The organism is Alkalisalibacterium limincola (assembly GCF_008017755.1).
Taxonomy (GTDB): domain Bacteria; phylum Pseudomonadota; class Gammaproteobacteria; order Xanthomonadales; family Xanthomonadaceae; genus Alkalisalibacterium; species Alkalisalibacterium limincola.
The window spans coordinates 90,822-104,098 of the sequence record NZ_VRTS01000005.1 but is presented as its reverse complement, the minus strand read 5'-3'; the positions used below and the strand labels follow the sequence as shown (position 1 = coordinate 104,098).

General features: G+C 71.1%; 12 protein-coding genes and 2 pseudogenes. 4 read left to right on the top strand and 10 right to left on the bottom strand.

The genetic code is table 11. The features are described 5' to 3' along the window. Nucleotides 1-244: 244 nt before the first annotated feature. The 5 genes and pseudogenes from FU658_RS08520 to FU658_RS08500 all read right to left on the bottom strand — a co-directional run. Nucleotides 245-1,798, bottom strand: a pseudogene (locus FU658_RS08520) (NAD(P)/FAD-dependent oxidoreductase); the annotation flags it as partial. Nucleotides 1,799-1,870: 72 nt separating this feature from the next. Further along, nucleotides 1,871-3,124 (bottom strand): cation:proton antiporter, encoded by a 1,254-nt coding sequence (locus tag FU658_RS08515; protein ID WP_147891692.1) that lies wholly within the window; start codon nt 3,122-3,124, stop codon nt 1,871-1,873. Next, nucleotides 3,124-3,884, bottom strand: a pseudogene (locus FU658_RS08510) (glycosyltransferase family 2 protein). Before FU658_RS08510 ends, FU658_RS08515 begins: the two are co-directional and overlap by 1 nt. Nucleotides 3,885-3,919: 35 nt before the next feature. After that, complete coding sequence (locus FU658_RS08505) at nt 3,920-4,711, bottom strand: beta-ketoacyl synthase chain length factor (protein WP_425477600.1); 792 nt, start codon at nt 4,709-4,711, stop codon at nt 3,920-3,922. Between the two features lie 8 nt (nt 4,712-4,719). Further along, nucleotides 4,720-5,904, bottom strand: a complete 1,185-nt coding sequence (locus FU658_RS08500; RefSeq protein WP_255505496.1) for a beta-ketoacyl-[acyl-carrier-protein] synthase family protein — start codon at nt 5,902-5,904, stop codon at nt 4,720-4,722. Between the two features lie 96 nt (nt 5,905-6,000). On the opposite strand from FU658_RS08500, the gene FU658_RS08495 reads away from it, so the two are divergent. Then, nucleotides 6,001-6,672, top strand: coding sequence for a YdcF family protein (locus FU658_RS08495; RefSeq protein WP_187266011.1), 672 nt, complete (start codon nt 6,001-6,003; stop codon nt 6,670-6,672). Nucleotides 6,673-6,710: 38 nt separating this feature from the next. Here the strand turns inward: FU658_RS08495 and FU658_RS08490 are convergent, their stop codons facing one another. Then, nucleotides 6,711-8,105, bottom strand: a complete 1,395-nt coding sequence (locus tag FU658_RS08490; protein WP_147891689.1) for an AMP-binding protein — start codon at nt 8,103-8,105, stop codon at nt 6,711-6,713. Between the two features lie 117 nt (nt 8,106-8,222). Here FU658_RS08490 and FU658_RS08485 point away from each other — a divergent pair, with 117 nt between their 5' ends. Continuing rightward, nucleotides 8,223-8,876, top strand: a complete 654-nt coding sequence (locus tag FU658_RS08485) for a 4'-phosphopantetheinyl transferase family protein (RefSeq protein ID WP_187266010.1) — start codon at nt 8,223-8,225, stop codon at nt 8,874-8,876. Here the strand turns inward: FU658_RS08485 and FU658_RS08480 are convergent. From FU658_RS08480 to FU658_RS14420, 4 genes are read right to left on the bottom strand one after another with little or no spacing between them, the layout of a single operon-like run. Then, entirely contained in the window at nt 8,867-9,361 is a 495-nt protein-coding gene (locus FU658_RS08480; protein WP_147891687.1) for a DUF3299 domain-containing protein, read from the bottom strand. The two genes, FU658_RS08485 and FU658_RS08480, sit on opposite strands and share 10 nt — an antisense overlap. Before the next feature lie 17 nt (nt 9,362-9,378). Next, nucleotides 9,379-10,638, bottom strand: a complete 1,260-nt coding sequence (locus tag FU658_RS08475; RefSeq protein WP_147891686.1) for an ABC transporter permease — start codon at nt 10,636-10,638, stop codon at nt 9,379-9,381. Then, nucleotides 10,635-11,369 (bottom strand): ABC transporter ATP-binding protein, encoded by a 735-nt coding sequence (locus tag FU658_RS08470; RefSeq protein WP_147891685.1) that lies wholly within the window; start codon nt 11,367-11,369, stop codon nt 10,635-10,637. Before FU658_RS08470 ends, FU658_RS08475 begins: the two co-directional genes overlap by 4 nt. Before the next feature lie 6 nt (nt 11,370-11,375). Next, nucleotides 11,376-12,089, bottom strand: a complete 714-nt coding sequence (locus FU658_RS14420; RefSeq protein ID WP_187266009.1) for a ZrgA family zinc uptake protein — start codon at nt 12,087-12,089, stop codon at nt 11,376-11,378. A 62-nt stretch (nt 12,090-12,151) separates the two neighbouring features. Between FU658_RS14420 and FU658_RS08460 the strand changes: the two genes are divergently transcribed. Continuing rightward, nucleotides 12,152-12,586 (top strand): MerC domain-containing protein, encoded by a 435-nt coding sequence (locus tag FU658_RS08460; protein WP_147891684.1) that lies wholly within the window; start codon nt 12,152-12,154, stop codon nt 12,584-12,586. Nucleotides 12,587-12,770: 184 nt separating this feature from the next. After that, nucleotides 12,771-13,229, top strand: coding sequence for an SPFH domain-containing protein (locus tag FU658_RS08455; RefSeq protein ID WP_147891683.1), 459 nt, complete (start codon nt 12,771-12,773; stop codon nt 13,227-13,229). Nucleotides 13,230-13,277: the final 48 nt, after the last annotated feature.

The window sequence follows — 13,277 nt, the reverse complement described above, 5'->3', positions numbered from 1 at the left end:
GAAGTACAGCCGCATTAGCGGGGAGCTGTACCAGGATGGCGAGCAGGTGGCGGCCTTCCGCGGCCGTCGCAACTCGATGGGCGGCGCCTTCGGTGGCTACAAGGGCTCGTGCTCGGTGCTGGGGCGCACGATGCGCGCGCTGGGCCGCGACGTCGGCGAGTGGCTGGCCGATCCGCAGGACGGCGCCCGCCTGGGCGACATGTAGTCGCGCAGGGGCTGTTCGGGCGCGCCTCAGATTAGGCGGCGCGCCCGAACACGCCGGGCGCACGCCTTCGGCACCGGTCGGCAGCGCCATGCCGGCACGCTCGGCGATCGCGTCGGCCAACCGGTCCAGCAGCGCGATGTTCTCGCGCAGGCGCGCCCGCACGCCGGCCTCGTCGAGGCTGTCGTGCAGGCCGCGGTTGAGTTCGTGGAACCAGTCCAGCCCGCCCTGGTCGAGCATCGTGGCCGGGTTCGCATGCCCGCCCTGCTCGTGCCATTCCCGCAGCAGCTGCTGCATGCGCGTGTTCAGTGCCTGGGCGTGGTCGAGCTCGGGCCGCAGTTCGCCCAGAAGCTTCAGGTCGGCCAGGCGGTCCTGGAACACCAGCTGGCACAGCACGCCCCAGTAGTAGGTGTAGTCCCACAGCACCTTGATCGGCAGCACCTCGGCGTCGCCGAACATCGGGTACTGGCCCTCGTACAGGCGCAGCGTGTTGCGGTAGAACGAGAAGTACAACTCCTCGTAGATGCGTGCATACGGCGCCAGCGCGCCCTCGCGGTCACGCTGCACGAGTTCGCAGATGTAGGTGTTGGCGATCGCGATGAAGTCGCTGCCCGGCGAGTAGAACGGATCCAGGAACACCCCCGATTCGCCGGTCAGCGCCCAGCGGTCGGCGCTGAACACGTGCTTGCAGCCGTAGGAGAAATTTCGGAAGAACGCGAAGTCCATCAGCTTGTCGCGGCGCGAGGCGACGTGGTCGGCGACCAGCGGCTGGAACTCCCCGAGCCACTCCAGCGCGCGATCGAAGCTGTTCATCGTGTTTAGCGGGTGCATCTGTGCGTCGGCCACGATGCCGACGGAGTGTGCGCCGGAGGACAGCGGGATCAGCCACACCCAGTAGCCCGGGCCGACCATGTGGTTGGTCGAGCGCCAGCGCTCCGCCGGCGTGCACTGCTCGCGCCAGTTGTTGTCCTGGCACCATTCGTCGATCGCCAGGCGGTCGTCGATGCGGAACCACACGGCATTCGCGTCGTGGCCGTTGTCCTGGGCCAGGTCGAGGCGGCGCTTGAGCAGCGCGGCGCGCCCGGAGGCGTCGAACAGCCAGCGCGCGCCGACCTCGTGCAGCGCGTCGCCGTGCTCGAAGCCGACGCTGTGGTCGGTCTCGCCCTCGCCGATCGTGAAGCGGCGCACCACCGCCGCGTCGCGGAAGTCGATGCCGCGCCGGCGGGCCTCCTCGCCGAGGAAGTTCTCGAAGATGCCGCGGTCGATCTGGTAGCTCGGCGTCGGCAGCACGCGGCGCACGCCCAGTTCGGTGACCGACTCGATGTCGCGGCGGCCTTCGGAGAAGAAGAAGCGGAAGCCGAACTTGCGGATGTGGTCCTGTTCCAGGTGCTCGCGCAGGCCCAGCGTTTCGGCGAAGTAGTGCGCGCCGATCTCCACGGTGGACTCGCCGACCTTGTGCGCGGCCTCGGGCAGCGGGTGCGGCTTGCGCTCCAGCACCAGGATCGACAGGTCCTGGAAGCGCGCGCGCAGCTGCATCGCCAGCGTCAGGCCGGCCAGGCCTCCACCCATTACGACGACGTCGAACTTTTCGGACATGGGTTCTTTCCTTGTTTCCATGGCGCCACTACAGCAGATTCCGCCGCGCGGCGGGGTGAAGCCGGCGTGGCCTCAGGATGGCGAGGGCCGGCCCGGTGTGTCCACCTGCGCATTGCGGCCCGAGAACAGCGTCAGCAGCGGCGAGGTCATCACCGTCGTGACGATCGCCATGATCATCAGCATCGTGAAGATCTCCGGACCGATGATGCCGGCATCCAGGCCCACCTTGATGACGATGAGCTCCATGAGTGCGCGCGCGTTCATCAGCGAGCCCACCGCGAGGCTGTCGCGCCAGTTGTGGCCGGCCAGTCGGGCGCCGGCCGCGCCGCCGAGGATCTTGCCGCCGACCGCGGCCAACATGATCAGGCCCAGCGCCAGCCCGCCACCCCCTGTAAACGCGTCGAGCGTGGTGTTGAGGCCGGCGAGCGCGAAGAAGATCGGCATCAGCACGATGACGGCCAGGTGCTCGATGCGCTCGATCAGCGTGCGCAGCAGGCGGTCGTCGCGCGGCAGGCAGGCGCCGAACAGGAACGCGCCGAACACCGGGTGCAGCTGCAGCCACTGGGTGATCGCGGCACAGGCGAACAGCGTGATGAGCATCGCCGCCATCAGGCTGCCACCGGGCTGGCCGTCGCTGGCGTGCCGGGCCAGCGCGCGCTTGAACAATGGGCCGACGACACCGAACACGACGGCGCTGAGCGCCACCAGGCCGATGATGATGCGCCAGAAGCCGCCCCAGCCGGTGTCCGACGTGATCATCGCCACGACGAAGGCCAGCAGGATCCACGCCAGCACGTCGGCGATCGCCGCCGAGCTCAGGCTCAGCCGGCCGATGCGGGTGTGGGTCATGCCGCGCTCCTTCAGGATGCGCGCCATGATCGGGAAGGCGGTGATCGACATGGCCGCGGCCATGAACAGCGCGAACGGCCAGAAGCCCACGCCCTCCGGGGCCAGCGCCGGGTGCAGTGCCGGCGCGATCGCCAGGCCCGCCGCCACCGGCACCAGCACGCTGAGCACGCCGACCCAGCCGGCCTCGCGCAGCTGCGCACGCACGCCCTCGGGCGCGCGCAGTTCGGCGCCGACGATGAACATGAACAGCACCAGCCCCAGCTGGCTGAGCGAGTCGAGCGCCGGCAGGCTGGCCGGCGCGAACAGCGTGCCGTGCAGCCCGGGTGCGAAATAGCCGAACACGATCGGGCCCAGCACGATGCCGGCGGCCATCTCGCCGATCACCGGTGGCTGGCCGACCTTCCCCAGCAGCCAGCCCAGCCCGCGCGCGGCGAGCAGGATGACGACCAGCTGCAGCAGCAGGATCGAGTGGCCCATCAGCCCTGGTCGGGGTCGTGGATGAGCGCCCGGCTGCGGCGCACCTGCACGTAGCGCGAGACGACCTTGCCGTGCGTCCACACCCGGCCCACCACGTGGGAGGTGATGCGGTAGAGGTCGGTGAGCGGACGGAAGTGGCTGCGGCGGAACTGCTGCACCGCGCCCGCGCCCTGGTAGCGCGATTCGATCGGCACCGACACGCAGCCGGCACCGAGCCGCGCGCCGCCTCGATCAGGATGTCGGCCTCGAACACGAAGCCCTCGGCGCTGAGGTCGCCGAGTTCGGCGACCGCGCGCGGGTAGTAGCGCTGGCCGCTCTGGGTGTCGGCGATGCGGTAGCCGGCCGCCCAGGCGATGCCCCAGTCGCCGAACTCGTTCGCCATGCGCCGCAGCGCGGGTTGCTGGGCGCGGCGGCGCAGGCGCGCGCCGATGACGATGTGGCCCGGGAAGCGATGGGCCGCCGCCAGCAGGCGCGGGATGTCCCCGGGGCTGTGCTGGCCGTCGCCGTCCATGCTGAGCACGCCGTCGAAGCCGCGTTCGCAGGCCAGGCGGAAGCCCTCGCGCAGCGCCTCGCCCTTGCCGCGGCGTACCTCATGGCGGATCAGCGTGATCGGGAGGTCCTGGATGCGCTCCACGGTGGCGTCGGTGGAGCCGTCGTCGACCACGATGACGTTCGGGCAGTGCGCCAGCGCACCCTCGACCACCTCGCGGATGCGCAGCTCCTCGTTCAGGGCCGGGATCAGCACGGCCACGCGCGACACGTCCGGCGCCGTGGCCTGCTCCACGCGCAGTGCGTTCAAGCCACGACCTCCACGCGCAGTCGCCAGCCGGGGCCGGCCTCGAGCAGGACGGTGCCGGACACGCCGCGCGCGAGCTGTTCGAACAGCGGCAGCATCGGCGCCATCGCGTTGCCGGCGTGGCGGGCTGAAAGCGGGCCATCGGCCACCGGCACGTCGCCGCGCTCGCGGGTGATCCTCAGGCGCGGCGCCTCACCGCCGTCGGTGCGCGACAGGACCAGGGCCGCGCCAAGGAGGTCCTCGCTGCGGCTGATTTCCGCCAACGGGCCGGTGGACTGGGCGTCGTAGGCCACCAGAAGCACCGGGTCGGTGCCGTCCACGAGCTGCCCGATCGTCTCCAGCAGGCCTTCGGCGAAGCTGGCCTGGTAGCCCGAAATCGCCGTGGCCGGTGCCATGCAGCCCGCTCCGATGGTCCAGTAGCCGGCGGCGGCGTTGTGCACCGAGTTGTGGAACTTGGTCGGCGAGATCGCGCCCGGATCGTCGACCAGGGTCTGGCACATGTAGTCGGTGATCGCCAGGTCGCCGTGGGTGGAGGTGAACACCGAGGACAGCTGCGCGGGGTCTTCCCCGGCCGTGGCGCAGGCATCGAGCGCCACCTGCAGCGCCAGCGCGACCGTGTCGGGTGCACGCCGCCGCTCGTTGGGTGCCAGCAGTTCCGGGGCCGGCTTGCGGCGGGCATCCTCGGGCACCTCGCCGGTGCGCACGAAGGCGCTGGCGCTGGCCCAGTCGGGCAGCCCGCTCGACCACCAGCCCAGGCCCTTGAGGGTGAATTCATGCACGGCGGCGCCCATCGAGGCACTCATGCGCGTGCGAACAGCAGCGAGCAGTTGTTGCCGCCGAAGCCGAAGGAATTGTTCATGACGTAGCGGCACTCGCGCCGTTGGTTGTCCAGATGCACCTGCGGCCCGCACAGCGGGTCGAGGCGTTCGCTGTTGAGCACGCCCGGCACGTCGCCGTGTTCGAGCACCAGCAGCGCGATGACCGACTCCAGGATGCCGGCCGCGCCCAGCGTGTGGCCGGTCCAGCCCTTGGTGGAACTGGCCAGCGTGGTGTCGGGGAACAGCCGGGCGATCGCGCCGGCCTCGATCTCGTCGTTCTTGGGCGTCGCGGTGCCGTGCAGGTTGATGTAGTCGATGTCGCCCGGTTCCAGGTTGGCTCGCGCCAGCGCGCCCTGCATCGCCAGGCGGGCGCCCAGGCCCTCCGGGTGCGGGCTGGACATGTGGTGGGCATCGCTGGACTCGCCCCAGCCGAGCAGGCGCGGGCCGTCGCCCTCGCGCTCGAGCAGCGCGAAGCCGGCGGCCTCGCCCAGGGACAGGCCGTTGCGGTCCACGTCGAACGGCCGGCACGGGCGGTTGGATACCAGGCCCAGCGAGTTGAAGCCGTACAGCACGCTGCCGCACAGGGTGTCGACGCCGCCGACGATCGCGGCATCGGCGAAGCCGGCGCGGATCAGGCGCTCGGCCTGGGCGAACACCTTTGCGCTCGACGAACAGGCCGTGGCGACCGTCACGCAGGGACCTTCGGCACCGGTGGCGGCCTGCAGGAAGCTGCCCAGCGAGTGCGGGGTGTGCACCAGCGGGCGGGCATGGCGTTGAGCGAAGTGCCCGTCCTCGAGGTTGGCGTAGGCGTCCTCGCTCTCGCCGATGCTCGATGTCGAGGTGCCGATGACGATCGCGACGCGCGCGGTGCCATGGCGCGCGATCACCGCGCGCGCGTCGTCCAGGAAGCCGTCGGATTGCAGGCCGAGCCAGGCCAGGCGGTTGTTGCGGCACTCCCAGCCCGCCAGCTCGGCTGGCAGGGGGCTGTCCTCGACGCCGTCGACGCGGCCGATGAAGCAGTCCAGGCGGCCCTCGGCCCCGAAATCATTGTGTCGCAGGCCGCTGCGGCGCTCGCGCAGCGCGGCGTGCAGGGCCTGCCGGCCACGGCCGGCGGCGCTGGTGGCCGTGTGCGCGGTGACCACCAGCCCATGGGGTGCATTGCTCAAGAATTCTCTCCCTCTCCGGTGACAAGTATCGCCGCGCGCCGGGTGGGCAACAAGTTGCCATGGCCTCTTCACGCCGCGCGCGGCATCATGCGCGGCATGTCCGGCGCCCGCGACCCCGACCCGCTGCTCAAGCGCGACATGCTGCATTCCGGCGTGGTGTCGCTGCTGGCCTGCGTGTTCAGTTTCGGCCTGGTCTACCTGGCCTACCTGGGCCGGGTGTGGTGGGTGGCGCGGGCCAGCCGCCACGACGAAGCGGGCGGCGACTACGTGCTGGTGTTCGGCAAGCAGCTGGCCCCGCACGGACCGGACGAGGAGTTCTCGCGCCGGCTGCAACGCGCACTGGCGCTGGCGCGGAGGCAACCGCAGCGGCCGCTGGTGCTGCTGGGCGGTGGCCGGGGCGAAACCGAGGCGGCCGTCGCCCATCGGCACCTGCGCGCGGCCGGCCTGCCCGAGCACGTGCCGGTGTGGCTGGAGGACCAGTCCACCGACACGCTGGAGAACCTGCGCAACGCCCGGGCGCTGCTGGGTGCCGGCCAGCCCGGGCCGGTGCTGTTGCTGTCGAACCGCTACCATCTCGCGCGCTGCGCCCAGCTGGCGCGGCAGCTGGGGTTCCAGCACCACCTGTGCGCCGCCGAACCGGCTTTCCGCTGGTCGGAGCAGCCGCCGCTCACGCTGCTGCGCGAAGCGGTGTACCTGTGCTGGATCGACATCGGCAGCCGCTACGCGCGCCTGATCGGCCACCAGCGGATGATCCAGCGGGTCCACTGAGCCCGGTCCCGTGGCAGCGGGCCAGGCCGGGCCGGGGCTCAGCCGCCGGACAGCGCCTCGAGCAGGGCCGCGCGCGGCAGCTTGCCGGTGTCGTTGCGCGGCAGCCTGGCCACGCACTTCAGGGGCCGCGGCAGGAATACCGGGTCCAGGGCGGACTTGAGCTCGGCCAGCAGGCCGGCCTCGTCGCGACCCGGGGCCACCACCAGCGCGGCCACGCGGCGCACGCCACCGTGCCCGCTCGCGTCGGGCTGGAACACGACCGCGTCCTCGACGCCCGGCAATGCGAGGACGCGGCGGGTCAGGTCGGCCAGCGAGGCGCGCTTGCCCGCGATCTCCAGCAGGTCGGCGTTGCGCCCCTGCAGGCGGAATCGCCGCTCCGGCAGCAGCTCGACGATGTCCTGCAGCGCCACCGGCTGCTCCAGCCAGGGCGCCTCGACCAGGCTGCCGTCGGGCTGGGGCGCCAGCGTCACGCCCTCGTGCAACTCCCAGTCCGCCTCGGTGGCGGTGCGGCGGTGGGCGATGACGCAGGTTTCGGTGGAGCCGAACAGTTCCTGCACCGGCGCGCCCAGCCTGGCCTCGGCCGCGACCGCCAGGTCGACCGGGAGCGGCGCGGTGGCCGACACCACGGCGGCGATCGGCGGGAACTCGACGTCCGAACGCAGCAGCGCGCGCAGGTGCACCGGCGTGGTCACCAGCAGGCGCGGGGCCGGGGCATCGGCCAGCGCCTGCGCCACGTCGGCCGGGAACAGCGGGCGCGCGGTGTGCACCGGCAGTGCACCCAGCAGCGGCAACAGCACCGAGGTTTCCATGCCGTACATGTGCTGCGGCGGCACGGTGGCGATGATCGAGGCCGCGGTGCCGGGGTGGAAACCGCCCTCGGCCAGCAGGGTGCGCACCAGCTGCAGGTTGCGCGCGTTGCTGCCGTTGAACCCGCCCCAGGTCTTCGCGTTGGGCTTGGGCTGGCCGGTGCTGCCGGAGGTGAAACCGATCGCGACGCACTGGTTCGCGCCCAGGCCGGGCACGTCCAGGGCGTCGTCGCCCGTGGGTTGCGCACCGCATTCGATGCGGTGCGCGCGCGGCGGCACCGGCAGTGTGTCGCAGGCGGGCAGCGTGTCGATGATGGAGTAGCTGCCGGGGTACAGCGACAGGGTTTCCGACACCACGTGCGCTGCGCGCGAATGCGGCAGCAGGTTGACCTGGCCGCGCAGCGCCACGGCGCAGAACGCGACCAGGAAGTGGTAGCGGTCCTCGCACAGGTTCACCGCGAAGCCGCCCTCGGGCAGGCCTGTGGCGACGGCACGCACGTCGGCCAGGAAATGCGCGGCATCGATCGCGCCGGCCGGCCCGAAGGCGACGGTCGCATCCGCGCGGACGGCGCCGAGCATGGGAAGCAGCGGCCCGCCACTGACGGAGGGCGTGAATACGGCGGACATCGGGCCGGTTCTCCTCCGGGTGATGGCGTGGTTTGGGCGCTAGGGTCGCGGATTGCCGGCGTTACCTCAAGTTCCCTCCGCTTGACCCGGGGCGCGGACGGCCCGGAGCATGCCTGCATGCCCGCCCATCCCACCGCTGCCGCGTCGTCCCTGCCCGCCCCCGGCACCGTGGGCGTGTGGCGCTTCGCGCACCGGCCCCGGGAGCGAAGCACGCCGAGGGTCCGCCAGGTGCTGGGGGAGTGCCTGGGCATCGATGCGCAGGCGGTGAAGCTGGCCGTCGGGGCGCATGGCGCGCCGGCGCTGGCCGCGGACGCGATGGACGCCTCCGGTGCGCCGGCGCGTCTGGGCTTCAGCGCCAGCCATGCCGGGGAGTGGTTGCTGGTGGCGACGGCGCGGGGCCTGCAGCCCGGCGTGGACATCGAGCGCATCGCGCCGCGGCCGAACGCGCTGGCGATCGCGCGCCGCTACTTCACCGACCAGGAGGCGGGCTGGCTGGCCACGCTGCAGGGCGCGGAGCGCGAACTGGCCTTCTATCGGCTGTGGGTGGCGCGCGAGGCGGTGCTCAAGGCGATCGGCCGCGGCCTGGCGTTCGGGCTGGACCGCCTGCGCATCGACCCCGACCCGCGCGCGCCGTCGCTGCGCTGGATCGATGGCGACGACGCCGGGGCCTGGGTGCTGCGCTGGCTCGACGTGCCCGAGGGCTACCTCGGGGCACTGGCCTGGCGCGGTGGCCCGCGCCGCATCACCTATTCGCCGGGCACTTACTCGTAGGGCACCACGCGCACCGGGTCCATCGAGTAGGAGGCCTTGGCCATCGAGTTCTCGATCGGACGGATGTGCACCGAGCCCTCGACCCAGTACGGGTCCCAGATGTTGACCATCGGGATGGGCTTGTCGGCCTTGACGTGGATGAGCTGGTTCGGCGGCGGCGGCGGCACGTGGATGCAGGCGCCGAAGTAGGGCACCAGGAAGAACTCGAGGATCTCGTTGGTCTCGTTCACGCTCAGCGGAACGATGTAGCCGACGATCTTGCCGTTGCGGCCGTCGACCTCGGGCACGGTGCGGGTGGAGTTGAACTCCATCGCCGGCGCGTCGCCGCTGTGGTCGATCATGCCCTGCATCTCCTCGAGCATCCGGATCTCGTCCTCGGGCATCAGCTCGAGCCAGTCGATCTCGGGGAAGTCCTGCGCGGAGGCCGGCGCGAGGGCCAGCAGGCAGGCGGTGAACAGGGCGATCAGGACATGCATCGGGCGCATGGGGGACTCCGGGGGATTCAGTGACGGATGCTCATGCCGTCGGCAACGGAACGCCGGTAGGCGAGCAACGCAGGGATCAGGCCGACCATGGCCGCGGCGGCGATGACACCACCGAGAAGCTTCCATTCTGCCGCAGACGGCCAGCCCGGCGATACCGCAACCCCATACCGCGCCTGAAGCCAGGGCGAGGCCACGGCGATGGCGACCTGCAGCAGGAGCACGCCCAAGGCCACGCCGGCCACGGCCAGCAACAGCGCCTCGGTGAGCAGCAGGCCGAACACGTCGCCGGGTCGGGCGCCGACCGCACGCAGGATCGCCATTTCGCGGCGGCGCTCCGACAGCGTGGCCAGCAGCACCGTCAACAGGCCCAGCAGGCCGGCCAGCACCACGCAGGCGGCAATGACCAGCATCGCGCGCTCGGCCACCCCCAGCAGCTGCCACAGTTGCTGCAGCGCCACGCCGGGGAGGACGGCGGTCAGCGGCTCGGCACGGAAATCATTGATGAAGCGCTGCACGGAGAAGATCGCCAGGCGCTCCTCCAGGCCGACATACACGGCGGTGATCGCGCGCGGCTGCAATCGCGCCGGGTCGATGTCCTCGATGGCCGGTGCCCGACCGACACGGGTGCCGGTGCGCCAGTTGATGTGGATCGCCTCGATCGCCTCGAGGCTGACGTACACGCCCTGGTCGATCGGCGTGCCGGTGCGCGCCAGCACCCCGACCACGGTGAACGGCCGGTCGTCGTGCTGGTGCGGATTGGCCGCGGCGGTGCCGTGGGCCAGCACGATCTGCTCGCCGGGCGAGTAGCCCAGCCGCTGCGCCACCTCGGCGCCGACGACGGCGTCGAACAGGTCGTCGAACCACTCGCCGTCGCGCATCTCCAGCGCGCGCGTGCCGGCGTAGCGCACGTGCTCGAAGTAGCCCGGCGTGGTGCCGACGACGCGGTAGCCGCGGTGCGAGTCGCCCAGCGAGATCGGTACGGTCCAGCCCACGCCGGGCTGGTTCGCGACCGCCTGGTAGCTGTCCCAGGACATGTTGTTGGTCGCGTCGCCCATGCGGAACACCGAGTACAGCATCAGCTGCACCGGGTGGGCGCGGGCGCCGACGATCAGGTCGATGCCGCCGACGGTGCGCAGGAACGACTCGCGCGCCTCGCCGCGCACGCGCTCCACGCCGACGAACAGCATGACGCTGACCGCCACGGTCAGCAGCGTCAGCATCACGGTGAAGCGGCGGCTCCACAGGCTGGCGGCGGCGATGCGGAACAGTACGCTCATGCCGATGCCTCCACGCGTGCGTGGTTGAGCTCACGCAGGTCGATCGCGCGGTCGAAGTCGCGCTCGAGCTCGCGGTCGTGGCTGACGAACAGCAGGGCCGCCCCGGAACGCGCGCACTCTTCGGCCATCAGCTTGAGGAAGCCGTGGCGTGCGTCGGCGTCGAGTGCCGAGGTGGGCTCATCGGCCAGCACCAGCGCCGGCTCGCCGATCAGCGCGCGCGCTGCGGCGACGCGCTGCTGTTGGCCGACGGAGAGTTCCGAGGACCGGCGCCGGGCGATGCCGGCGTCATCCAGGCCCAGCGCCGCCAGCAGGCGCTCGGCCGAGGCCTCCAGGGTGCCGTCGCGGGCCACCGCGCGCTGCCGGCGGCTGCGCGAGAAGCGGCAGCCCAGCATCACGTTGTCGCGCACCGACAGGAAGGGCAGCAGGTTGAACTGCTGGAAGATGAAGCCCATCTGCTCGGCGCGCAGCCGGTCGCGGCGTCGCGAGGACAGGCCGGAGGCATCCACGCCACCCAGTACGATGTGGCCTTCGCGCGGGGCCAGCGTACCGGCCAGCAGGTTGAGCAGCGTCGACTTGCCGCTGCCGCTGGGGCCGAACAGGAACGCGCGCTGCCCGGCATCGACCCGGAATTCGGGAATGTCGAGCAAAGTCTCGCCGGGCTTCCAGCCAAAGCGCAGGCCGGTGATCTCGAGGGCGGGGGTGGTCCGTGGGGCGGGCGTGGATTCGGGCATCGGTTCTCAGCGAAGTGGAAGTCGGGTGCGTCCGGCGCGCAACGTGCCGCCATCCTGGCCGCCGTCGGAGAAGCGCTGGTAGCGGACTTCCTCGTGGGCGGGGAACGCGGTGAACAAACCTACCTCAATCGAGGTGAGTTGGCTGGCATCGCGGCATTCGAAGCGATAGCGAGCCTGCCAGTCGGCCGCGTGGCCATGGCCGTCGCCGTCGCCCTTGTCCTCGTCCGGATGGGCAGGGTGATCGCCGCCATGACGATGTCCGTGATCCTTGGCGTGCCCGTTCCCATGCTTGTGCCCGTGGTCGTGATGATGGCCGTGGTCACGGCCGTGTTCGTGCCTGTCGTGGTCCGCCGTGTCGTGCGCGTGCGCATCGGCACCGGAAGCGCTGGCGGCCTGGGCGGCAGGTGGCGTCACGTCTGCCGATTGCAGTGAACAGCCGGCCTGCGGCGGCAGCACGAACAGCGCACCGGCATCGCCCAGGCCGTCGATGGTCGCCTGCCAGGCCTCGAGCTGCTCCCCGGTTTCCGGCGCGTGCTCGAAGCCCGCCAGGTGGTGGCCGGCGCCGCGCAGGTCGATCGCCAGGACCGACCCGTCGAGGATCACGTCCAGATAGGTGACGCCGTGCTCGTGGGCGCCGTGGGCCTGCGCCGGCGAGGCCGCCGCCATGGAGCCACAGAGCAGGGAGCCGGCAAGAAGGGTAAGCGTGCGGTGACGGGTCATTGGTGGACCTTCCGAAGGGCGTGAGTGTTACACTATAACAATTAGAGCGAGGGAGTGCTGGTATGCAAGTGGCGGCCTTGTTGCAGCGCATCGGCGACCGCGCCGGCATCACCGTATCGCTGTTGTGTGGAATCCATTGTGCCGCGCTTGCCTGGGCTCTGACCGCAATGCCCCTGGTGTGGTTCAGCCAGCGGCTGTGGGGCATCCCGCTCGTGTGGTATGCGCGGCTGGAGCTCGCGCTGGTGCTCCTGGCCGCCCTGTTCGCCGCCGTCGGACTGGGGCTGGGATGGCTGCGCCACCGCGGCTACGGCCCGGGTGTACTGGGCTTGGCGGGCATCGTGTTGCTGTCCACCGTGCTGGTCATCGAATGGCATGCCTCGCGCTGGCTGGGCCCCGGCCTGGTGCTCGGCGGCGGCCTGCTGCTGGTCATCGCCCATGTGTGGAACGCGACGAAGGTGGCCGCCCTGCGCGTCTCCCTGGAGCGTGCCCGGCGCTGAACGGGCGGTGGCGCACGCAGAATCGGCCGAAAAAATTCACCTGACGTTTGGCCGGTGGCACGTAAACTTTGCGTTAATGCTTATAGACAGCATATATTTAGCCTGCCCATCGCAGGCTGCGCATTAAGTTGGGGCGCCCAGCCCTTGATTCCACACAACGCTCCGAGTGAAAGCCGTGGACCCGATGACCGCCCTTGCCCTGACCGCTTCCGTGCTGTTCGCGCTGGCCCTCGCCGCGCTGCGACGGGTGCCGCAGGGTGAGGTGCACACCGTCCATCGCTTCGGGCGCTACGTGCGCACGCTGGCCCCGGGGTTCCACCTGGTCTGGCCGGTCCTCGACCGCGTCGCCGCACGCGTGCTGCTGATCGGCCACCACCTCGAGCTGCCGACCCGCGCCTATGGCCCGATGCAGGCCGGCGGCGACCTGTACTACCAGATCCTCGATCCGGTCCGCACCGGCCATGCGCTCGAGCGCGTGGACAGCCTGGTGCTGGACGAGGCCGCGGCGGTGCTGGAGGAAGTGGCCAACATGAGCGCGCCGGCGGAAGCCGGGTTCAGCGCCGACTCGTTCAAGAAGGCGCTCAACGAGCGGATGTCGGGCCTCGGCCTGCGCATCATCCGCTGCTCGCTGCATCCGGGCTGAGTCCCGCGGCACGCGTGCCCCGGCCGGCCCGGCCAGACTCGCCGCGCC

What these genes read in the sequence shown, in the direction of transcription:
- FU658_RS14420 (WP_187266009.1), bottom strand. Translation starts at nt 12,089, where the DNA reads ATGACCCGTCACCGCACGCTTACCCTTCTTGCCGGCTCCCTGCTCTGT.
- FU658_RS08455 (WP_147891683.1), top strand. Translation starts at nt 12,771, where the DNA reads ATGACCGCCCTTGCCCTGACCGCTTCCGTGCTGTTCGCGCTGGCCCTC.
- FU658_RS08485 (WP_187266010.1), top strand. Translation starts at nt 8,223, where the DNA reads ATGCCCGCCCATCCCACCGCTGCCGCGTCGTCCCTGCCCGCCCCCGGC.
- FU658_RS08470 (WP_147891685.1), bottom strand. Translation starts at nt 11,369, where the DNA reads ATGCCCGAATCCACGCCCGCCCCACGGACCACCCCCGCCCTCGAGATC.
- FU658_RS08495 (WP_187266011.1), top strand. Translation starts at nt 6,001, where the DNA reads ATGTCCGGCGCCCGCGACCCCGACCCGCTGCTCAAGCGCGACATGCTG.
- FU658_RS08475 (WP_147891686.1), bottom strand. Translation starts at nt 10,638, where the DNA reads ATGAGCGTACTGTTCCGCATCGCCGCCGCCAGCCTGTGGAGCCGCCGC.
- FU658_RS08505 (WP_425477600.1), bottom strand. Translation starts at nt 4,711, where the DNA reads ATGGGCGCCGCCGTGCATGAATTCACCCTCAAGGGCCTGGGCTGGTGG.
- FU658_RS08480 (WP_147891687.1), bottom strand. Translation starts at nt 9,361, where the DNA reads ATGCGCCCGATGCATGTCCTGATCGCCCTGTTCACCGCCTGCCTGCTG.
- FU658_RS08490 (WP_147891689.1), bottom strand. Translation starts at nt 8,105, where the DNA reads ATGTCCGCCGTATTCACGCCCTCCGTCAGTGGCGGGCCGCTGCTTCCC.
- FU658_RS08515 (WP_147891692.1), bottom strand. Translation starts at nt 3,124, where the DNA reads ATGGGCCACTCGATCCTGCTGCTGCAGCTGGTCGTCATCCTGCTCGCC.
- FU658_RS08460 (WP_147891684.1), top strand. Translation starts at nt 12,152, where the DNA reads ATGCAAGTGGCGGCCTTGTTGCAGCGCATCGGCGACCGCGCCGGCATC.